This window comes from Stenotrophomonas sp. 2694 (genome assembly GCF_040548715.1).
Lineage (GTDB): Bacteria > Pseudomonadota > Gammaproteobacteria > Xanthomonadales > Xanthomonadaceae > Stenotrophomonas > Stenotrophomonas indicatrix.
In genome coordinates, this window is record NZ_JBEPSG010000011.1 from 17,463 (window position 1) to 36,883 (window position 19,421).

The following is a 19,421-nucleotide window of genomic DNA, read 5'->3' on the forward strand; positions in this document are numbered from 1 at the left end:
TGATGGTCGGTTGCACACTCGGGGAGGAGTCGACCGTCAGCACGGTGCTGGCGGCGCCGATACGGCAGGCGGTCTCCTGTCGTAGGAGAGCCTTTGATGGCGGCGAGCGTACGCATGCGCAATACACTGACGCTGTTTTCCTCGAACGACGATGTACTGTGCCACCGTGTGCGCCTGGTGCTGGCGGCCAAGGGCGTGAGTTTCGACTTCGTACCGGTGGATCCACAGAACCCGCCGGAAGATCTGATCGATCTCAATCCGTACCACTCGGTGCCGACCCTGGTCGAGCGCGAGCTGGTGCTGTATGCCGCGTCGGTGGTCAGCGAGTATCTGGACGAGCGCTATCCGCATCCGCCGCTGATGCCGGTCGACCCGCTGTCGCGCGCGCGCATCCGCCTGGCCATGCTGCGTATCGAGCACGACTGGGTGCCGCAGGTGCAGGCGATCCAGCTGGGCAACAAGACCCAGGCCGAGGCAGGGCGAAAGCGGCTGAAGGAACTGTTGACGGCCTCGCTGCCGTTGTTCAAGGCCAGCAAGTTCTTCCTCAACCCGGAAATGAGCCTGGCCGACTGCGCGATGGCGCCGATCATCTGGCGCCTGCAGTCGCTGGATGTGCCGTTGCCGAAGGACGGCAAGGCGATCGAGGACTATGGCAACCGGATCTTCCGCCACCCCGGTTTCGTCCGCAGCCTGACCGATCAGGAAAAGAAACTGCGCGATCTGCCGGGCTGATCCGCCATCCGCTTTCCCGTCTGCACGCCGACCGGCGTGCAGGCGATCCGCCCCGGCCGGGGCGTCGGGCGCTACACTTCACGCATGACCGAAGACTTCTTCCACATGACCAGCCACCGACCGTACCTGTTGCGGGCCCTGGTGGAATGGATCAATGACAACCAGCTGACGCCGCACATCCTGGTCGACGCCGGCGTTCCCGGCGTGCAGGTTCCGCCTTCAGCCATCAAGGATGGCCGGGTGGTGCTCAACATCGCCGAACGCGCGGTGGTACGGCTGGTGATCGACAACGAGTCGGTGAGCTTCTCGGCGCGCTTCTCCGGCACCAGCTATCCGGTGCAGGTGCCGATCAGCGCCGTACTGGCGGTATATGCCCGCGAAACCGGGCAGGGCATGGCCCTGCCGGATGACATTCCCGGTGGCGAGCCGGCGCCGGCCAGTGATGAGCTGCTGCACGACGATGAGCAGACGCCGCCGGACGACACGCCGCCCGCTGGTCCGCCGCCGAAAGGCCGTCCGACGCTGCGCGTGGTCAAGTAATGGTGGGGCCGACCGTTGGTCGGCACACCTTCAGCCCCTACACATCCTCGGCCTCTTCGTTGTCCGCACGGATCTGGCTGATCCGTGCCGCGCCCGGGCCGGTAAATGAAACCAGCTGGTCGCCGCGCAGCACCATGCGGCCGACATGGCGATCGATGCCGTCGTAGGAATACTCGAACTTGAAGGTGCGTTCGAAGCCGAGGCGTCCGTCTTCCCCGCGCGACAAGCGCAGGCCCGTGGCGTGCACCGCCTGGTCCAGCCACTGCACATCGGCGGCACGGCAGGCGTTGCGGCCCAGCTCGATCGCACGTTCGGCGGCCGAACGCGCTGCGTTCCAGAAGAAGTAGACGATACCGCCGGCAATGAGCAGGAACAGCAGGGTGGGCATGGCATCAGCCGTCAGGTGTCGATCCGCCAAAGATGGCGACGAATGGCGACCGGATCAAGCGGCATCTGCTCAGCGATTGTTGCCAGGCTCCGTTGTCGGCTGCAGCGGCACCGGTGTCGGCGCAGCGGGTATCGCCGGCGGAAGCGGTGCGACCCGCGGCGCAGTGGCATTCAACTGCAGCAGCGCGGCCCAATCCTGCCGGTTGAAGCTGCATTCGTCCTCACGGCCCGGTGTGCAGGTCGGGTCGATGCCGGTGGTGTCGCGCTCGCGCGGCGGCGGCAGCTTGATCGTGCCGGTGCGATCCAGTTGCAGCAGGCGCATCGCCACGGTGTTCATGACATTGCCGCCCACCAGGTAGAGCGTCTGGTCGCCACCGAGGTTGGCTGCCACCACCACTTCGCAATGCGATTTCCAATGGCCGACCGAGCCGTTGCCCAGGGCCTGCACCAATCCGCTGTAACTGAGCGTGCTGCTGCGGTCGCGCAGGAAGCACAGCAGATCGCCCGGCGCAGGCTTGGCGGTGGCCGGGTCCACCAGGCGGTAGGGCACGCCGGAAGGGCCTGCCTGGTAGGCGGCGCGGATGTAGTCGATATGGCGTGGGGAAGTATTGAAGCCGGGTACGCCGGCACGCACCATCACCCAGGAAATGAAGGCCGCCGACCACGGATTGTCGATCAGGAAGGCGCGGCAATCGCTGTCGGTGTAACGCGTGCCCAGCGGCGCCAGGCAGCTGCTGGCGCCGGGCTGGCTGCCCAGCGCGTTGAGCGTGCCGCTTTCGCGCCAGTAGCTGGTGACCCGTTGCCAGGCGATCAGGCCGTTGTCGGCCAGATGATCGCCTTCGGCCTCGGTGACACTGAGGCTGGCGGCGCGGCCGTCACGGTCGATGAAGGGGCGATACCAGAGCCGATGCTCGTTGCAGGCGGTGTTGCGGATGGCGACCGCCAATGGGCTCAGGCCGAAACGCGGTGGGACATCGCAGGCTTCGACAGCGGCGCCCGAGAAAGGCGTCGCCAGCAGCAGGCAGGCAGGCAAGAGCATCCGGCGCATGCGCGGCTCCTGTGGGGGATGGCCGCAGCGTCGCAGCGCCGTTGTGAACGCCGGGTGTGAGAACGGTGGTGCCGGCCGCTGGCCGGCAACATCACGATCCGCGAATCCACCCTCAACCCGGTGGCGGACCCAGTTTCAACGACAGGTCGATTGCCTGCACGTGCTTGGTCAGGCCGCCGATGGAAATGCAGTCCACCCCATCTTCGGCGATCGAGCGCAGGCCGCCGAGGCCGACGCTGCCGGACACCTCCAGTGGAATGCGGCCTTCGGTGATGCGCACCGCTTCGCGCCGCAGTTCCGGGCTGAAGTCGTCCAGGAGGATGCGTTCACAGCCGGCTTCCAGCGCCTGCCGCAGCTGTTCCAGGTCCTCGACCTCGACCACCAGCGGCAGCTGTGGCCATTGCTGGCGGGCGGCCGACACAGCGGCAGCCAGTGAACCGGCCGCGCGGATGTGGTTCTCCTTCAGCATCACCGTGTCGTACAGGCCGAAGCGGTGGTTGTCGCCACCCCCGCACCGCACCGCGTATTTCTGGGCCAGGCGCAGGCCGGGCAGGGTCTTGCGGGTATCAAGGATGCGCGTACCTGTGCCTTCCACCGCAGCCACGTAGCGGGCCGTGGTGGTGGCGGTGCCGGACAGGGTCTGCAGGAAATTCAGCGAGGTGCGTTCGGCGCTGACCAGGCTGCGGCTGCGTCCGTGCAGCAGGGCCAGCACGGTGCCGGCACTGACGCTGTCGCCTTCGGCCACCCGCCACTCGATCTGCACGTCCGCATCGAGTGCGCGATGGGTGGCGTCGAACCACGGGCGGCCCGCGATCACCGCATCCTGCTTGCACAGCAGGTAGGCGCTGTCGGGCTGGTCGGGCAGCAGGGCGGCGGTGACGTCACCGCTGCCCAGGTCCTCGGCCAACGCGCGGGCGACATCGGCCGCGACGACGGCTGGATCCGGCGTCGGCAGCGCGCTCATGCGGCCGGGAAGTCGGCGATCTGTGCGGTCGGGATGGCTTCTTCGGCCAGCAGCACCGGGATGCCGTCGTCGACGCGGAACACCTGCTTGCGGTCGCGGGTGACCAGGGCTTCGCGCAGCGGCTGCGCCAGCGGGTTGCCATCGGCGCGGTTGACGGAACCGGCGGCGATCGCCCGGTTGAGGGCTTCCAGGCCCTTGCCATCCAGCAGGGACAGGGGCTGGCGGGTGTCGGGCGATACCAGCAGGTCGAGCAGCTTGCGATCCATGGTTCTTCGTCTTGCGTGGAAGATGGCTAGAATACGTCTTTAAGGCAGGTGACGGCCAATGACCCCCAACCCGATCGCGCCGCTTGTCGGCATCGTCATGGGTTCCCGCTCCGACTGGGAAACCATGCAGCACGCCGCCCAGAAGCTTGAAGCTCTGGGTGTTCCGTTCGAAGTGAAGGTGGTGTCCGCGCATCGGACGCCGGATGTGTTGTTCAGTTATGCCGAGCAGGCCGGTTCGCGCGGGCTGCGCGCGATCATCGCCGGCGCCGGCGGTGCCGCGCATCTGCCGGGCATGATCGCGGCCAAGACCGCGGTGCCGGTGCTGGGCGTGCCGGTGCAGTCCAAGGCCCTCAACGGCATGGATTCGCTGCTGTCGATCGTGCAGATGCCGGCCGGCATCCCGGTCGCCACCTTCGCCATCGGCAATGCCGGCGCGTCCAATGCCGCACTGTTTGCCGCCGCGATGCTGGCCAGCGACCAGCCGGCCATCGGCCAGGCGCTGGACAGCTTCCGGGCGCGCCAGACCGAAGACGTGATGGCCCACGACGATCCGCGCCAATGAGCCTGACCGTCGGCATCCTCGGCGGCGGCCAGCTCGCCCGCATGATGGTCCTGGCCGGTGCGCCGCTGGGACTGCGCTTCGAACTGTATGATCCGGCGGCCGACGCCTGCAGTGGCCCGCTGGCACCGCTCACCGTCGGTGCCTTCGATGATCGCCAGGCACTGGCGGACTTCGCCGCCAAAGTCGATGTGATCACCTTCGATTTCGAGAACGTGCCGGCGGACAGCGCGCAATGGCTGGCCGACCGTGTGCCGGTCTACCCGCCGCCGTCGGCGCTGGCGGTGGCCCAGGACCGGTTGAGCGAGAAGACCCTGTTCCAGCAGCTGGGCATTCCGCTGCCGGCCTTCGCCGATATCCGCAGCCGCGATGAGCTGGCTGCCAGGGCCGCCGAATTCGGCCTGCCGTGCATCCTCAAGACCCGCCGCCTGGGCTACGACGGCAAGGGCCAGTTCCGCCTGCGCAGCGAAGCGGACATCGATGCGGCATGGCAGGCCCTGGGGGCGCAGGTCGAGCGCACCGGCCTGATCCTCGAGGGCTTTGTTGCCTTCCAGCGCGAAGTCAGCGTGGTGGCCGTGCGCGGCCGCGATGGCAGCTTCCAGGCTTGGCCGGTCACCGGCAACTGGCATGTCGACGGCGTGCTGTCGGCCAGCGTGGCACCGGCGGTGCTGTCCGCTGTCGAGCACGAAGCAGCGATCGGCTATGCCCGTCGTGTTTCCGAACACCTGCAGTACGTGGGTGTGTTCGCGCTGGAACTGTTCTGCCGCGACGGTGAACTGCTGGCCAACGAGATGGCGCCGCGCGTGCACAATTCCGGGCACTGGACCATCGAAGGCAGCGAAACCTCCCAGTTCGAGAACCACCTGCGTGCGGTGCTCGGCCTGCCGCTGGGCAGTACCCGCATGCTCGGCCATGCCTGCATGCTGAACTGGCTGGGGGTAATGCCTGACCCGACGCCGGTGCTGCAGCAGGCCAGTGGCCATTGGCACGATTACGGCAAGGAATCGCGTGACGGCCGCAAGGTGGGTCACGCCACCCTGCGTGATGATGATGCCGATGCACTGGCTGATGCGCTGGAGCAGGTAGGCCTGGAGCTCGACCGCCAGGCCCAGGTGGCCCCTGCGGTACGCGCGTTGCGTAACGGCTGACCAAGGTGATGCCGGCCGTCGGCCGGCAGGCGCCGCTGAACCCGGTAGTGCCGGCCGCTGGCCGGCGACGCCCACCAAGGTGGGCATCTACCAGAGCAACGCCCACCAAGGTGGGCATCTACCAGAGCGGGGCCGACCAGGATGGGCATCCACCACGGCCAGGCGTGATGCCGGTAGCGCCGGGCCATGCCCGGCGGATGCGGATGCCCGTCGGTCTCAGCGCAGCTGGCTCTCGGCGAATTCCCAGTTCACCAGTTGCCAGAATGCTTCCAGATAGCGTGCACGATCATTCTGGTAGTCGGTGTAGTACGCGTGCTCCCAGACATCGCAGCAGAGCAGCGGCGTGCTGTCGCCGGTCAGCGGCGTACCCGCATTGCGGGTGGCCTGCAGGCCGAGCTGCCCGCCGGGGTGCTGCACCAGCCACACCCAGCCGGAGCCGAACAGGCCAAGCGCGGTTCGATTGAACTCTTCGCGCAGACGCTGGCCGTCGCCGAACTGGCGCTTGACCAGTTCGCCCAGGCGGCCCTGCGGCTCGCCACCGCCGCGCGGGCGCAGGCACTGCCAGTAGAAGCCGTGGTTCCACGCCTGGGCGGCGGCATCGAACAGCGCGCCCTGGGCGTGGCGGACGATGTCCTCCAGCGTGGCTTCTTCCCATTCGGTGCCGACAATGGCGGCATTGACCGCCTCGATGTAGGCGCGATGGTGGCGACCGTGATGCAGTTCCACGGTCTGTGCCGACAGGTGCGGCTGCAGGGACGAGGGCAGGTAGGGCAGGGCGGGCAGTTCGACGGGCATGGACAGGTTCGTGGCCAGGGGGCGGCGGCAGCCGGTACCATCGGCTTACAATGGCGGCTACCGTGGGCAGTCTAGCCGACCATCGCGGTTGGTTCGTCCGGCGAAGCAAGGAGTGAGGTGTGGCGGTAATGCAGCAAATCCAGGCCGAGGTGGATCGTTACCCGCTCGTGCTGTTCATGAAGGGCACCCCGCAGTACCCCATGTGCGGCTATTCCAGCCGCGCCGTGCAGGCGCTGATGGCCGCAGGCGCCGTCGCACTGCGCACGGTCAATGTGCTGGAAGAGCCGGAGATCCGCGCCAACCTGCCGCGCTTCTCCAATCTGCCTACTTTCCCGCAGCTGTTCATCAACGGCGAGTTGATCGGCGGCTGTGACATCGTCATGGAACTGTTCGAAGCCGGCGAGCTCAAGCGCATCGTCGAAGAGGCTGCGCAGGGATGAGCGCCTGGCCATCGACGTCACCGGCAGACGGGGCGCTCGATGGCCGCCCGTTGCAGGACCGTGTGGTGCTCATTGCCGGTGCGGGCGGCGGGCTCGGCAGCGCTGCCGCTGTTGCAGCCGCTGAGGCGGGGGCGACCGTGGTCCTGCTGGGGCGCAAGCCACGAAGGCTGGACCGGGTCTACGCCCAGGTGCAGGCGGTTGGGCCGGAGCCCCTGTTGTACCCGTTGGACCTGGAAGGTGCCGGTCCCGACGACTATGCCGAACTGGCCCAGGCGGTGGCGCAGGAGCTGGGGCGCCTTGATGGCCTGCTGGTCTGCGCGGCCCACTTTCCCGGCCTGACCCCGTTCGAGCTGGCCGACCCGGCCAGCTTCGCCCGCGCCGTGCACGTCACCCTGACCGCTCCGGCCTGGCTGGCCCAGGCCTGCCTGCCGTTGCTGCGCCAGCGTGAAGACGCGGCGCTGGTATTCACCGTGGATGCCCCTGAGCGGGTGGGGCAGGCGTACTGGGGCGGCTACGGTGTCGCCCAGCACGGCCTGCGCGGGCTGATCGGCAGCCTGCATGACGAGCTGGCCCGCAGCCCGGTGCGGGTGAGTGGCCTGTATCCCGGCCCCTTGCGTACCGCCCTGCGTGCGCGGGCCTATTCGATCGACCAGGACCCGGCCGCATGCGGCCCCGAGGCCGCCGCTGCAGCGGCCGTGACCCTGTTGTCCGCTGCCGGACTGGCGTGGCGCGGGCAGGTGCTCGATGCGGGCAATCCGCCATCGACGAGTGAAGACGTTCGTAAAGCGGAATGAAGATTCCGTCACGATAGCGTTGCGATCCGGTGCCGTTTGTCGCACAACCGTCACATTGAAAGCGTAGCGTGTTAATCTAGTGTTAACCGTTGCGGCAGCTGCCGTTCACGGTAGGGAACCCCAGATAAATGTCCGAACAGCCGCCCGCAAGGCTGCTTGGATGCGCTTTTTTTCCGCCATCGCCAACTCGCATCGAGGCTACCGAACAATGACTCACCCATTCCGGATGTCCAAGCTCACCCTTGGTCTCGTGGCTGCGCTCGCCGCCGCTCCCGCCTTCGCCCAGAGCACCTCTGCCGGTGTCGGCGGCCAGGTCGTGTCCAATGCGGGCGCGCCTGTTGCTGGTGCTGAAGTCACCATCACCCACACCGAATCGGGCACCGTTTCGCGTGCGACCACCGATGCGTCGGGTCGTTACAACGCGCGCGGCCTGCGCGTGGGTGGTCCGTACACCATCACCATCACCAAGCCGGGTGAGGGCACCAAGACCGAAGAGGGCGTGTACCTCAACCTGAACCAGGTCAACACGGTCAACGCCAACCTGGCCGGCGATGTTGCGGCCACCAATCTGGATGCCGTCCAGGTCGTGGCTGCCGCAGTGGGCAGCGACCTGTTCAGCGCCTACAAGATGGGCACCGGCACCAACGTCAACCGCGAAACGCTGGAGTCGCTGCCGTCGGTGAACCGCAACATCCAGGATTACATCCGCCTCGATCCGCGCATCTCGCAGGTCAGCAAGGCCGACGGTGCGATCTCGGTCGGTGGCCAGAACACCCGTTACAACGCGATCCGCATCGATGGCATCGGTGCCGGCGATCCGTTCGGCCTGGAATCCAACAACCTGCCGACCGAGCGTCAGCCGGTGTCGATGGATGCGATCCAGGAAATCAACATCGACATCGCCAACTACGACACCACCATTGCCGGCGGTACGGGCGCGGTGATCAATGCGGTGACCAAGTCGGGTACCAACAACTTCGGCGGCACCGTGTATTACGCGTACCGCGACAAGGACATGGTCCGCAAGAACCTGGACGATGTCCGCTTCAACGGTTTTGATGACGAAAAGACCTACGGCATGACCTTCGGCGGCCCGATCGTCAAGGACAAGCTGTTCTTCTTCGCCAACTACGAAAAGATGGAGCGTTCGGCCCCGGGCGTCAGCCTGACCGATTCGCCGTACGGCAAGGGCACCATCACCGATGCCGACATCACCCGCGCGCAGCAGATCGCGACCGGTTACGGCTTCGACGCAGGTTCGCTCAACGCCCCGGCCAACAAGACCGAGGTCGAAGAGTACGCGCTGAAGATCGACTGGAACATCAACGAGAACCACCGTGCCGCGGTGCGTTACAACAAGCTCGAGCAGAATGTTGTCCGCTTCCCGCAGATCAGCAACAGCGCGGTTTCGCTGAGCACCTTCTGGTACCAGCAGCCGAAGACCTATGAATCCTGGATGGGCGAGCTGTTCAGCGACTGGTCCGAGAATTTCTCGACCGAGTTCAAGATCTCGCACAAGGAATACACCTCGGTCCGTACCACGCCGTCGAGCCTGCCGCAGATCCAGATCCGTGGTTTTGGCGCCAGCGGCAATGACTCGCTGTACTTCGGTACCGAGCAGAACTCGCACGTCAACGCGGTCGAGAGCAAGGAACTGAGCGCCTTCGGTGCCGCCACCTGGTACGTCGGCGACCACACCGTCAAGTTCGGCTTCGACTACTCCGACAACGACCTGCTGAACTACTACGGTCGTAACGTCAACGGCGCGTATGTGTTCAACAACCTCAGCGATTTCGCTGCAGGTCGCGTCAACCAGTACGTTGTGCGTGCGCCGCGCGCCGGCGGCAGCTACGACGACATCCCGGCCAAGTACACGCTGAAGAACACCGGTCTGTTCATCCAGGACAGCTGGGCCATCAACAGCAACCTGACCGTGCAGGCCGGCGTCCGCGTCGACATGCCGGACTTCGGCACGCAGAAGCTGTACAACCCGCGCATCATGGAACTGTACGGCTACGACAACACCCAGCTGCCCGACAGCAAGCTGGTGCAGCCGCGCTTCGGCTTCAACTACACCTTCGACAGCGATCGTCCGACCCAGCTGCGCGGCGGCGTGGGCCTGTTCGGTGGCGCGGCCCCGAACGTGTGGCTGGCAGGTGCCTACCAGAACACCGGCCTGAACTACACCGAGTACACCGTTCGTAACCAGACCGGCATTTTCACCCCGAACACCAATCCGCCGTACATCCCGGCTGCGGGTGCCGGTGCTCGTCAGAACGTGGACATCGCTGCGCCTGACCTGAAGCTGCCGTCGGTGTGGAAGTCCAACATCGCCTTCGATCACGAGCTGCCGTGGTATGGCATCGTTGCGTCGGCTGAGTTCCTGTACACCAAGGTCAAGAGCGCGATCTACTTCGAGCGCCTGGACCTGTACAACGCTTCGGGCGTTGCAGCGACCCGCATCGGCCAGGATGGTCGCGAGCTGTACTGGAATCCGGCGGGCTACACGCCGTGCGCCGGCGCCAACTGCTCCATCCGTGAAGGCAGCAACGGTGCGGGCGGCAAGTTCAATCGTCCCTCTGACATGGGCGACGTGCTGCTCATGAAGAACACCGACAAGGGCAGCAGCCGCCAGTTCACCGCCGGTCTGAACAAGCCGCTGACCGAGAACTGGGGCTGGTCGCTGGCCTACACCTACACCGCCGCGAAGGAAGTCAGCCCGCTGACCAGCTCGCAGAACACCTCCAACTGGGGCAGCACCCTGATCGGTACCGCCAACGAGAACGTGGCCTATGATTCGCGCTACGCGATCAAGGACCGCGTGACCGGTTCGATCAACTGGAAGAAGGCGTTCTTCGGCAACTACAACACCACCGTGGGCCTGTTCTACGAAGGTCGTTCGGGTCGTCCGTTCAGCTACATCTACTACAACGACATGAACGGCGATGCCGCCGCCACCACTGGCGCCGGTTACTTCAACGACCTGTTCTACGTGCCGAATGGCCCGGGCGACGTCAAGTTCACCGGCGGTGCGGCGATGGAGAAGGCCTTCTTCGACTGGCTTGCCGCCAACCCGCAGCTGGAGAAGTACCGCGGCGAGATTGCTCCGGCAAACGCCTTCCGTACCAAGTGGGTGAACAGCTTCGACCTGCACATCGCCCAGGAATTCCCGGGCTTCGTGAAGGAGCACAAGGGTGAGCTGGCGCTGGACATCATGAATGTCGGCAACCTGCTCAACAAGAAGTGGGGCCGTATTGAAGATTACGGTTTCAACTCCACCTCCCGCGTGGCCAGCTACGCAGGTATCGATCCGGCAACCGGCAAGTACATCTACAACTTCACCGGCGCCACCGATACCCCGACCATCCAGGAAAACAACAACGACAAGGGCAACACCGGTGTGTCGCGCTGGTCGATGCAGCTGACCCTGAAGTACAAGTTCTGATCCGTCAGAGCGTGATGCAGTAAAGGAAAACGGCCGGGGAAACCTGGCCGTTTTCCGTTCAGGCGAAAGTCCTTGCGGGAGGTGGTGCATCGGCGTAGCATCCAGACACGTGCGCGGCGCAGATGCCGCCGAAGCGGTCCCGGAGCGGCGAACGCGGGACGCACCTATCCAACGGTCGGGCTTCCCGGCCGTTTTGCTTTTTAAGGGGGCGGCAGTACAGTCGGACACCTTAAAGGAAGCAGAAAAGTGGATATGACAACGAATGAAAAGGCAGCGCGGACGCTGCCGGTGCAGGACGCGCGGATCTACCCGCGTGGTGGCCTGGATGTGCTGTCGCGGGCCGAGGTTGCGCGCCTGCGCGACGCCTCCAGTGGTGGCATGCACGAGCTGCTGCGCCGCTGCGCGCTGGCCGTGCTGACCAGTGGAAGTGCCTCCGATGATCCGCGCGCCGCGCGCGATCTTTACCCCGATTTTGACATCCAGGTCGCACAGCAGGATCGCGGCGTGCGCATCGACCTGGCCAATGCGCCGGCGATGGCGTTCGTCGATGGCGAGATCATCCGCGGCGTGGCCGAGCTGCTGTTCGCGGTGGTCCGTGACCTGGCGTACATGGCCATCGAGATGGGCCCGGCCTACGCGGCCGAGCTGGAGTCGTCCGAGGGCATCACCAATGCGGTGTTCGGGCTGCTGCGCAACGCACGCATCCTCAACCCGGGTGACCCGAACCTGGTGGTCTGCTGGGGCGGCCACTCGATTTCGCGCGACGAGTACCTGTATACCAAGCAGGTCGGTTACGAGCTGGGCCTGCGCGGCCTGGACATCTGTACCGGCTGCGGCCCGGGCGCGATGAAGGGCCCGATGAAGGGCGCCACCATCGCCCACGCCAAGCAGCGCCGGACCGTGACGCGCTACATCGGCCTGACCGAGCCGGGCATCATCGCCGCCGAGTCGCCGAACCCGATCGTCAACCACCTGGTGATCATGCCGGACATCGAGAAGCGCCTTGAGGCCTTCGTCCGCATCGGCCACGGCATCATCGTGTTCGCCGGTGGCGTGGGTACCGCCGAAGAGATCCTGTACCTGCTCGGCATCCTGCTGCGCGAGGAGAACAAGGACCTGCCGTTCCCGCTGATCCTGACCGGCCCGACCGTCGCTGCGCCGTACTTCGAGCAGATCGACCGTTTCATCCGCCTGACCCTGGGCGACGCCGCGGCCGAGCGCTACGAAATCGTCATCGGCGACCCGGTGGCGGTGGCCAAGAAGATGTCGGCCGGCATCAAGCGCGTGCGTGAGCATCGCCTGGCGCAGAAGGATTCGTTCTTCTTCAACTGGTCCATCGAGATTCCGTGGGAATACCAGCAGCCGTTCGTGCCGACCCACGAGGCGATGGCGGCGCTGGACCTGCACCACGGGCGTGCGCCGCATGCGCTGGCAGCCGACCTGCGCCGGGCCTTCTCGGGCATCGTCGCCGGCAACGTGAAGGAAGACGGCATGCGCCGCATCGAGGAGTTCGGGCCGTTCCAGATCCATGGCGACCCCGACATGATGCAGGCCCTGGACGCGCTGCTGCGTGCCTTCGTCGAGCAGCGCCGGATGAAGATCTCTGGCGAATACCAGCCCTGCTACCAGGTACTGGCATAAGCGAGGCGAGGGTAGCTGGACGGCGCGGCGGGGACCGCGCCGGACCGGTGGGGGAGGGCGGGATGTCAAGGGTTTGACGCCCGTCGCCCGGATCTGACCGTTCATCCTGCCGCCGCTTGCCGGCGGCAGGCCGGTGCGCCATCGTGGCCACCAACACGCTGGGGAGCGTCCAATGTCTTTGCGCCGGCAAAACGGCTTCACGCTGATTGAGTTGATGGTCACCCTGACCGTCTTCGTGATCCTGGCGTCGATCGCCTATCCGAGCTTCCGCAGCATGATTCGTTCGAACCGGCTGGCAACTGCCAACAACGAAGTGATCGCGTTGACCAACCTCGCGCGCAGCGAGGCCATCCGCAACAACCGTGGTGGTGGCCTCTGTGGCAGTACCGATGGCCAGGCGTGTGACGGTGAATGGTCCAAGGGGCTGCTGGCCTGGTCCGATCTCGACGCTGATGGCGTGCTGGGCAGCAATGACAGCGTGCTGCGCTTCTCCCTGGGCAACCCGCAATTGAGCGTGGTTGGTCCCCCGGGAGCGACCATCGCCTTTGATGGCCGTGGCCGTCGCAAGGCCGCGGACGATCAGACGGTGGTGCTGTCCCCGGCGTCCTGCAAGGCCGGCGAACAGCGCAGCACATTGACGATCAACAAGTCCGGCCAGGTCCGGGTGACCAAGGGAACCTGCTCATGAATCGCCGCAACCTTGCCTCTCCGCGTTCGTCCCAGGGTGGCTTCAGCCTGATCGAAGTGATGGTGGCGTTGTTGATCCTTGCGTTCGGGCTGCTCGGCTTTGCCTTGCTGCAGACCACGAGCGTGCGCTTCGTACAGAGTGCCAATTACCGGACCCAGGCGACCAACCTGGCCAACGACCTGATCGAACTGATGCGCGCCCAGCGCACCGATACGCTTGCCGGCGGGGCCTACTCTTCGGCCTCGTTCGCTGCCGGAGCGGTGACGGCCAATGGTGCTTGTGCCTGGCCGACCGGCGCGGCGGTGACGCCGAAGACCAACGTGGCACGCTGGCAATGTGAGGTTGTGAAGACACTCGGTGAAAAGGCCAGCGCAGAGGTCCAGTTTACCCAGAGCACCGGCCGGGTCAGCGTGGCCATTACCTGGGGTGATCAGCGTTGGGATCCGAAGGAGCCCGACAGCCTCACCACCTTCGGCCTGACCACTTTCCTGTGAGCGCGTCCATGAGTCCGTCTTCACGAGCCCGCGGCCTGTCGCTGATCGAACTGATGATCGCCATGGTCATCGGTCTGGTCCTTCTGCTGGGCATCACGCAGATCTTCATCGCGTCCCGCGCGGCTTCACGCCTGTCCGAGGGGGCTGCCCGGACCCAGGAGAATGCACGTTTCGCATTGGACTTCCTGCAGCGTGACCTGCGCATGGCGGGTCACTTTGGCTGCGTGAACGACCAGGCGCATGTGATCAAGAACACCGGCGATGTCCGCTACAACCTTGGTATCGCCGCTGGCAGTGGAGATCCGCTGGATTTCTCGGTGCCGGTGCAGGGGTATGAGGCCGCAGGCACCGCCCCGACCAATACACTGACCTTGGGGCGCACGTGGAGTGCGGCGATATCCGTGCCCAAGAGCATCATCAACCTGAAGCCGGCGCCACTGCCCGGCAGTGATGTGCTTGTGCTCCGCCTGTTGAGCCCGGAAGGGGCGGTTGTGACAGGCGTCGGTGTGGATGGCACTACAACCACAGTGACGGTGTCCAGTGAAGGGATGGCGCGCCTGAAGGCGGGTGCTGCCGGCACTCCGACCGTGTTCGCGCTGGCCGATTGCACCCGCGCCGATGTGTTCCCGGCCACCATCAGTGGATCCACCGTCAAGATCGAGAAACTGGATCTGACCGGCTATTCGGTCAACAACGCGATGACGATGCTGTATCGCGCCGATGGCCTGGTGTATTACATCGCGAGCAACGGCAACAATGAGCCTGCCCTGTACCGCGCCCGCGCCAACGGAGCCGGTGGCTACGGTGACGGTGAGGAGCTGGTGGAGGGCATCGAGAGCATGCAGCTCCTGTACGGCCTTGACGCAACGCCGGATATTTCGCTTTCCACCCCGCCCAGTGGCCGCATCGTCGACCAGCGTGTTGCCAATGCCGTCAGCACCGCGACGGATGCGACCGCTGTTGGCGCATGGCGCCGCGTCGGCATGGTGCAGGTGGGGCTGCTTGCGCGCAGCCCGCAGCGGGCGTCGGCGCAGGCTCCGGGTTCGGCAGCCACCTACCTGGGGGTGCTTGGTGTGACCATCGCGCCGGGCGATCCCTATGACCAGCGCCACCGTGGCGCCTATGAAGTTTCCGTTGCGTTGCGCAACCGCCTGTTCGGGAATTGACGACCATGCGCTCCATCAAGATGTCTTCGCGCCGCACCTTCTCTGCCCCTGTCCGGCAGCGTGGTGCCGTGCTCTACGTCGCGCTGATGCTGCTGATCATGCTGGCGCTGCTGGGCGTGATAGGCATGCAGGTAGCCGGCATGCAGGAGCGCATGGCATCGGGCTACCGTGCCGGCAACGTAGCCTTCCAGAGTGCCGAGGGCGCCGCCCGCAGTGCCGAGAATGCCGTGGAGAAGATTGCCAATCGCCAGTCGCCGGGTGACAGCCCGACGGTTACCTCGGCCGACATCGATCAACGCTGCGACGATGGCTTCGATCCATCGGACTGGGTCGCCAAGACCAAGCTGGGCAGCAAGCCGGCAGTGAAGGTCCGGCAGATCCAGGGCTGCATCCAGGGAGAAGGGGCGCTGGACATGGGCAAGCCGTTGGAGGCCGCAACACCGGTCTACCAGATCACGACGTACGCCGGCGACACGGCCACCGACGCGACATCGCGCTCGGCGGTCGACACCGTATTCAAGCTGTGAGGGTGGGGAACCCATGAACACGCGAAATCGCAGGATCCTGGCGGGCGTAGGCCTTGCCGTTGTCGCCGCTGGCGGCTACCTGGTGCATACCCTGATGGCCGCGCAGGCGCAGGGTGTGTTGGCGCAGGAGCCCTTGAACGTGCAGGTGCAGACACCGCCTGCGTTCATCATGGCCGTGGATGACTCGAATTCGATGACCTTCGAGCGCATGTTCCCGGGCGGTGACGGGCGGTTGATCTTCAGCACGTCGACTGGCAGCTTCTTCAACAACAATGGCAGCTTCTACAGCGTTGGGCAGGACTGCAACTCCGGTTCAGTCGATTGCTATCTTTACCTTTACGCGCACAACAACTACAACGAGCGCTATTCGTATGGTCGTGCGATCCCGCCGCTGGATATCTTCGGCTTCGCCCGCTCGCACGTCTACAACGCCAGCTACTACAACCCGTCAGTCAGCTACAAGCCGTGGCTGAGGGCCGATGGAACCCGCTGGAACCCTGCCAGTACCACGGCGGCGCGTGTCGACCCGCGCTCCGGATTTGCGGGGTATGACATCACGTACAACATGACCAGTGTCCGTTCAAGCAGCGGTGAGGGATTCCAGTTCGTCGACGGGATGAAGATTCCCGATCTCACGGGAACCGACAATGCGTATTACCGCAACAACGCCTGGCGCACCGCTTCGCGTGACATCGGCTCTGCGGTGCAATATGGCGTGCAGTACTTCCCGGCGACCTTCTACCTGCCGGAGAATTCCCCGGCGCCGTACGGATACAAGTCGGACGATGCGAATCGACCGGTGATCCAGGGGGCCTGTGGGCCCAAGTGCAATCTGCGCCGCTATCAGATCAAGAAGGACAACTACAGCATCGATGGTGCCTACGATACTGCGGTGCAGAACTTCGCCAATTGGTTCCAGTATCACCGCAGCCGCACGCTGGCCATTGTCGGTGCGTCCACCGAGGCGTTGTACGGCGTCGACAACATGCGGGTGGGTTACTTCACGATCAATGACCTGAAGAACGTGAAGATGCATGATCTGGTGACCAACCGCGCCGATCTCTATCAGCAGATCTACGGATTGAAGCCGATCAGCGGCACGCCCAACCGTCGTGCTGTGGAGTATCTGGCCGAACAGTTCCGCCGTACCGATGACGGCGCGCCCGTCATCCGCGCCTGCCAGCGCAATGGCGGCATGTTGTTCACGGATGGCTACACGAATTCCAAGAACTATCCGAATGGCTCGTTCGCCAACGCGGACGCGGTCAATACCGTGAATCTGCCGACACTGCCCTTCGCCGACAATTACAGCAATACGATGGCCGACATCACTGCGGCCTATTACTCGGGCAGCAAGACGCCGCTTCGTTCCGATACCGGCTTCCCCAAGGGGCAGGTGCCGGTGGACGAGCGCTGCGGCACGTTGTCCCAAGGCAGCGCGGAGTGGAAGCGACTGGACTGCCAGGCCGATCTGCACATGAATTTCTACGGTGTCACGCTTGGTGCTCAGGGGCGGATTTACGGCGTGAATGCTGCCGCCACGGCGGATCCGTACAAGAATCCGCCGAACTGGAACGGCAGCCCTGATCCGTCGACGGTGGACGATGGAACGGTCATCGATGAGATCTGGCACGCCGCACTCAACAGCCGTGGTGAATTCATCAATGCGCAGACGCCTGCCGATGTAACCGAGGCGATGCGACGTGTGTTGGCCTCGATTTCCGGCGGCAAGTCGTCGTCGGGAACCATTGGCATGACCGGCGCCCGCATTGGCGCAGGTTCGCTGTCGGTGACGCCAAGCTATGACATCCGCAATGGTGCGACCGATTGGTCGAGCAAGCTGAAGGCGTCGACCGTGAAGATCAACAGTGACCAGGTCGCTGTGTTCAGCGAGGCCTGGGAGGCGTCAACGAAACTCGCTTCAACGGGTCGCCGCATCGTGGCCAACAAAGCGGGTACGCTGGTTGACTTCGGTTCGGCCGACATCAGCCTGGCCGATCTGTGCAGCAAGCCGGATGGCAAGTACGCAGAGATGCTGGTGTGCTCTACTGACAAGCTGAAGTCCATTGATGCTGATATCGACACGGCCATCCGCTATCTGAAAGCGGATACGACGATGGAAAAGCGCAGTGGCGGCAAGTACCGCGACCGCACCACGCCGCTGGGCGATATCGTCAATTCGGCGCCGGTGGTCAGTTCGCCTACCGATGACTACGGCTATCGCCAGCTCGGCGAAGATTATGCCGTCAGCTATGCCAAGTACCTGGACACCAAGGCGAAGAGTGGTCGTTACACGGTGTACGTCGGTGCCAATGACGGCATGCTGCATGCCTTCGATGGTGGCATGGGGGCATCGGGTGAGATGGACAGTACGGGAGGGACCGAGCGCTTTGCGTACATTCCCTCAACCTCGCTGGGCCATATGGCCAACCTGCTGTTCCCGTACAAACCGGATACCGCTGATCAGACCTTCCGCCATCGCTATTTCGTCGACGGTGCAATCACCATCTCGGACATGCTCGTCGGCAGCACATGGCAGACGGGACTGGTCGGTACGGCTGGCGCTGGTGGTCGTTCGGTATTTGCGCTGGACGTGAGTGACCCGGCAGCGTTTACCACGCGTCAAGCGCTCTGGGAGATCAGCGACCTGAACATGTCGTTGGCCGAGGGCGTGCGCAACAACATCGGCTTCGTGCTGGGCAAGCCGGTGATCGTGCCGGTGAAGGAAGGCAAGACGGTTGCATGGAAGGCGATCTTCGGCAACGGCTATAACAGTGCCAGCCGCAAGGCCGTACTGTTCGTCGTGGATATGGCGTCCGGCGCCACGCGGATGATCGAGGCGGTAGAGAGCAATGCCTCGGGAGCCAATATCTCCGGAGACAATGGGTTGGGCAACGTGGTGGTGGTGGATCGCTGGCGTGGCGACAGCCAGGACCTGCGCGGTCGCGATGGTCTTGCCGATACCGTCTACGCCGCCGATCAGCGTGGCGCCATCTGGAAATTCGACCTCACTGATAGTTCCAACACGGCGCTGACCGTTCCCGTATTCACCACTCAGGTCAGCCAGGACACCAGCGCGCGGAACTTCCGCCAGCCGATCACGGGCGGCATGACCGCTGCGACCGGTCCATCGGGTGGCGTGATGCTGTATTTCGGTACGGGCAGCTTCTCGTTCTACAGTGACAAGGACGACACCTCGCGACAGGCGTTGTATGCGGTCAATGACATTGGCGGGAAGAGGGTCACATCGACCTTGACCTCGGCCAATCTGGCGCCCTATACCGCGGATGCTCCGGCGACGGGCGCCGAGGCGCGCAGGATTGTGGCAGGGACTGCGCCGGCCAATGCGCGAGGGTGGATGATCAACCTGCCTGCGAGCAACGGTGAACGGTTCGTTGGTAATCCACTGCTGGTCAGCGGCATCATGTTCATGCCGACCTATGTCCCCAATCTGGAAACCGTTGGCTGTTCGACGAGTGGTTCGAACTGGCTGTTTGGTCTTTCCTCGCTGACCGGTGCGCCTGCCCTGGAGAATGTCCGGACCGGTTCACCCACGGGTGTCAAGCCGGCGTCGGGTACAGCGGGCCTGTCGTTGAAGACCGAGGGAACCGCGCCGGTCAAGGACGTATCCCTGTCGGTCATACCGCGTCTGGGTAGTGGCAAGGAAGGTCCGCCCGGGGGCAGCTCTTGCTGGATGGTGGTAGGCGCCGCCGGCAGCCAGTCGCTGTATCTGCCTTATCCCTGCGGTCGCCAGTCCTGGCGGCAGCTCCAGTGACCCCTGTGCGAG

The 19,421-nt window shown here is 64.7% G+C and carries 18 protein-coding genes; 13 read left to right on the forward strand and 5 right to left on the reverse strand.

The genetic code is table 11. The features are described from left to right. Positions 1-96 precede the first annotated feature (96 nt). Positions 97-732, forward strand: coding sequence for a glutathione S-transferase N-terminal domain-containing protein (locus tag ABIA73_RS13850; RefSeq protein WP_025875280.1), 636 nt, complete (start codon positions 97-99; stop codon positions 730-732). 84 nt (positions 733-816) lie between these two features. Then, positions 817-1,272 carry a ClpXP protease specificity-enhancing factor gene (locus ABIA73_RS13855; protein WP_025875278.1) on the forward strand — a complete coding sequence of 152 codons (456 nt, stop codon included), beginning with the start codon at positions 817-819 and terminating at the stop codon, positions 1,270-1,272. A gap of 37 nt (positions 1,273-1,309) precedes the next feature. On the opposite strand, the gene ABIA73_RS13860 is transcribed toward ABIA73_RS13855, so the two are convergent. The 4 genes from ABIA73_RS13860 to ABIA73_RS13875 all read right to left on the reverse strand — a co-directional run bounded on the left by ABIA73_RS13860 (position 1,310) and on the right by ABIA73_RS13875 (position 3,937). Then, positions 1,310-1,660, reverse strand: coding sequence for a DUF3301 domain-containing protein (locus tag ABIA73_RS13860; protein ID WP_025875275.1), 351 nt, complete (start codon positions 1,658-1,660; stop codon positions 1,310-1,312). A gap of 69 nt (positions 1,661-1,729) precedes the next feature. Then, positions 1,730-2,707 carry a DUF2272 domain-containing protein gene (locus tag ABIA73_RS13865; protein WP_354275935.1) on the reverse strand — a complete coding sequence of 326 codons (978 nt, stop codon included), beginning with the start codon at positions 2,705-2,707 and terminating at the stop codon, positions 1,730-1,732. Positions 2,708-2,819: 112 nt separating this feature from the next. After that, positions 2,820-3,671 carry a carboxylating nicotinate-nucleotide diphosphorylase gene (nadC, locus tag ABIA73_RS13870; RefSeq protein WP_025875271.1) on the reverse strand — a complete coding sequence of 284 codons (852 nt, stop codon included), beginning with the start codon at positions 3,669-3,671 and terminating at the stop codon, positions 2,820-2,822. Further along, complete coding sequence (locus tag ABIA73_RS13875; protein WP_025875269.1) at positions 3,668-3,937, reverse strand: Trm112 family protein; 270 nt, start codon at positions 3,935-3,937, stop codon at positions 3,668-3,670. The genes nadC and ABIA73_RS13875 overlap by 4 nt, the downstream gene beginning before the upstream one ends. Positions 3,938-3,995: 58 nt before the next feature. On the opposite strand from ABIA73_RS13875, the gene purE reads away from it, so the two are divergent. Both purE and ABIA73_RS13885 read left to right on the forward strand, forming a co-directional pair. Further along, positions 3,996-4,499 carry a 5-(carboxyamino)imidazole ribonucleotide mutase gene (purE, locus tag ABIA73_RS13880; RefSeq protein WP_025875268.1) on the forward strand — a complete coding sequence of 168 codons (504 nt, stop codon included), beginning with the start codon at positions 3,996-3,998 and terminating at the stop codon, positions 4,497-4,499. Then, positions 4,496-5,644, forward strand: coding sequence for a 5-(carboxyamino)imidazole ribonucleotide synthase (locus tag ABIA73_RS13885; protein ID WP_354275936.1), 1,149 nt, complete (start codon positions 4,496-4,498; stop codon positions 5,642-5,644). Before purE ends, ABIA73_RS13885 begins: the two co-directional genes overlap by 4 nt. Before the next feature lie 216 nt (positions 5,645-5,860). Here the strand turns inward: ABIA73_RS13885 and ABIA73_RS13890 are convergent, their stop codons facing one another. Continuing rightward, on the reverse strand, positions 5,861-6,439 hold the full coding sequence (locus ABIA73_RS13890; protein WP_032975704.1) for a superoxide dismutase: 579 nt from the start codon (positions 6,437-6,439) through the stop codon (positions 5,861-5,863). Positions 6,440-6,558: 119 nt separating this feature from the next. On the opposite strand from ABIA73_RS13890, the gene grxD reads away from it, so the two are divergent. The 9 genes from grxD (at position 6,559) to ABIA73_RS13935 (ending at position 19,409) form a co-directional block, all read left to right on the forward strand. Then, complete coding sequence (gene grxD, locus ABIA73_RS13895) at positions 6,559-6,879, forward strand: Grx4 family monothiol glutaredoxin (protein ID WP_025875264.1); 321 nt, start codon at positions 6,559-6,561, stop codon at positions 6,877-6,879. After that, entirely contained in the window at positions 6,876-7,673 is a 798-nt protein-coding gene (locus ABIA73_RS13900) for an SDR family NAD(P)-dependent oxidoreductase (RefSeq protein WP_025875262.1), read from the forward strand. Before grxD ends, ABIA73_RS13900 begins: the two co-directional genes overlap by 4 nt. A gap of 208 nt (positions 7,674-7,881) precedes the next feature. Further along, a complete protein-coding gene (locus ABIA73_RS13905; RefSeq protein ID WP_033830765.1) occupies positions 7,882-11,118 on the forward strand; it encodes a TonB-dependent receptor in 3,237 nt (1,078 codons plus the stop codon). Positions 11,119-11,370: 252 nt separating this feature from the next. Continuing rightward, positions 11,371-12,759 (forward strand): nucleotide 5'-monophosphate nucleosidase PpnN, encoded by a 1,389-nt coding sequence (ppnN, locus tag ABIA73_RS13910; protein ID WP_025875258.1) that lies wholly within the window; start codon positions 11,371-11,373, stop codon positions 12,757-12,759. Positions 12,760-12,931: 172 nt separating this feature from the next. Beyond that, positions 12,932-13,447 (forward strand): GspH/FimT family pseudopilin, encoded by a 516-nt coding sequence (locus ABIA73_RS13915; protein ID WP_025875256.1) that lies wholly within the window; start codon positions 12,932-12,934, stop codon positions 13,445-13,447. After that, positions 13,444-13,941: a type IV pilus modification protein PilV gene (pilV, locus tag ABIA73_RS13920; protein WP_025875254.1), complete on the forward strand. Its 498-nt coding sequence runs from the start codon at positions 13,444-13,446 to the stop codon at positions 13,939-13,941. Before ABIA73_RS13915 ends, pilV begins: the two co-directional genes overlap by 4 nt. A gap of 8 nt (positions 13,942-13,949) precedes the next feature. Then, on the forward strand, positions 13,950-15,107 hold the full coding sequence (locus ABIA73_RS13925; RefSeq protein WP_025875252.1) for a PilW family protein: 1,158 nt from the start codon (positions 13,950-13,952) through the stop codon (positions 15,105-15,107). Positions 15,108-15,112: 5 nt separating this feature from the next. Then, entirely contained in the window at positions 15,113-15,634 is a 522-nt protein-coding gene (locus ABIA73_RS13930; RefSeq protein WP_032951805.1) for a pilus assembly PilX family protein, read from the forward strand. Positions 15,635-15,647: 13 nt separating this feature from the next. Next, complete coding sequence (locus ABIA73_RS13935) at positions 15,648-19,409, forward strand: pilus assembly protein (protein ID WP_099783492.1); 3,762 nt, start codon at positions 15,648-15,650, stop codon at positions 19,407-19,409. Positions 19,410-19,421: the final 12 nt, after the last annotated feature.

Excerpts from the sequence above, each read along its gene's own strand:
- ABIA73_RS13875 (WP_025875269.1), bottom strand. The coding sequence starts at position 3,937 with ATGGATCGCAAGCTGCTCGACCTGCTGGTATCGCCCGACACCCGCCAG.
- purE (WP_025875268.1), top strand. The coding sequence starts at position 3,996 with ATGACCCCCAACCCGATCGCGCCGCTTGTCGGCATCGTCATGGGTTCC.
- ABIA73_RS13860 (WP_025875275.1), bottom strand. The coding sequence starts at position 1,660 with ATGCCCACCCTGCTGTTCCTGCTCATTGCCGGCGGTATCGTCTACTTC.
- ABIA73_RS13905 (WP_033830765.1), top strand. The coding sequence starts at position 7,882 with ATGACTCACCCATTCCGGATGTCCAAGCTCACCCTTGGTCTCGTGGCT.
- ABIA73_RS13855 (WP_025875278.1), top strand. The coding sequence starts at position 817 with ATGACCGAAGACTTCTTCCACATGACCAGCCACCGACCGTACCTGTTG.
- ABIA73_RS13850 (WP_025875280.1), top strand. The coding sequence starts at position 97 with ATGGCGGCGAGCGTACGCATGCGCAATACACTGACGCTGTTTTCCTCG.
- ABIA73_RS13900 (WP_025875262.1), top strand. The coding sequence starts at position 6,876 with ATGAGCGCCTGGCCATCGACGTCACCGGCAGACGGGGCGCTCGATGGC.
- ABIA73_RS13865 (WP_354275935.1), bottom strand. The coding sequence starts at position 2,707 with ATGCGCCGGATGCTCTTGCCTGCCTGCCTGCTGCTGGCGACGCCTTTC.
- ABIA73_RS13885 (WP_354275936.1), top strand. The coding sequence starts at position 4,496 with ATGAGCCTGACCGTCGGCATCCTCGGCGGCGGCCAGCTCGCCCGCATG.
- ABIA73_RS13930 (WP_032951805.1), top strand. The coding sequence starts at position 15,113 with ATGCGCTCCATCAAGATGTCTTCGCGCCGCACCTTCTCTGCCCCTGTC.
- nadC (WP_025875271.1), bottom strand. The coding sequence starts at position 3,671 with ATGAGCGCGCTGCCGACGCCGGATCCAGCCGTCGTCGCGGCCGATGTC.
- ABIA73_RS13890 (WP_032975704.1), bottom strand. The coding sequence starts at position 6,439 with ATGCCCGTCGAACTGCCCGCCCTGCCCTACCTGCCCTCGTCCCTGCAG.
- pilV (WP_025875254.1), top strand. The coding sequence starts at position 13,444 with ATGAATCGCCGCAACCTTGCCTCTCCGCGTTCGTCCCAGGGTGGCTTC.
- ppnN (WP_025875258.1), top strand. The coding sequence starts at position 11,371 with ATGACAACGAATGAAAAGGCAGCGCGGACGCTGCCGGTGCAGGACGCG.
- ABIA73_RS13915 (WP_025875256.1), top strand. The coding sequence starts at position 12,932 with ATGTCTTTGCGCCGGCAAAACGGCTTCACGCTGATTGAGTTGATGGTC.
- ABIA73_RS13925 (WP_025875252.1), top strand. The coding sequence starts at position 13,950 with ATGAGTCCGTCTTCACGAGCCCGCGGCCTGTCGCTGATCGAACTGATG.
- ABIA73_RS13935 (WP_099783492.1), top strand. The coding sequence starts at position 15,648 with ATGAACACGCGAAATCGCAGGATCCTGGCGGGCGTAGGCCTTGCCGTT.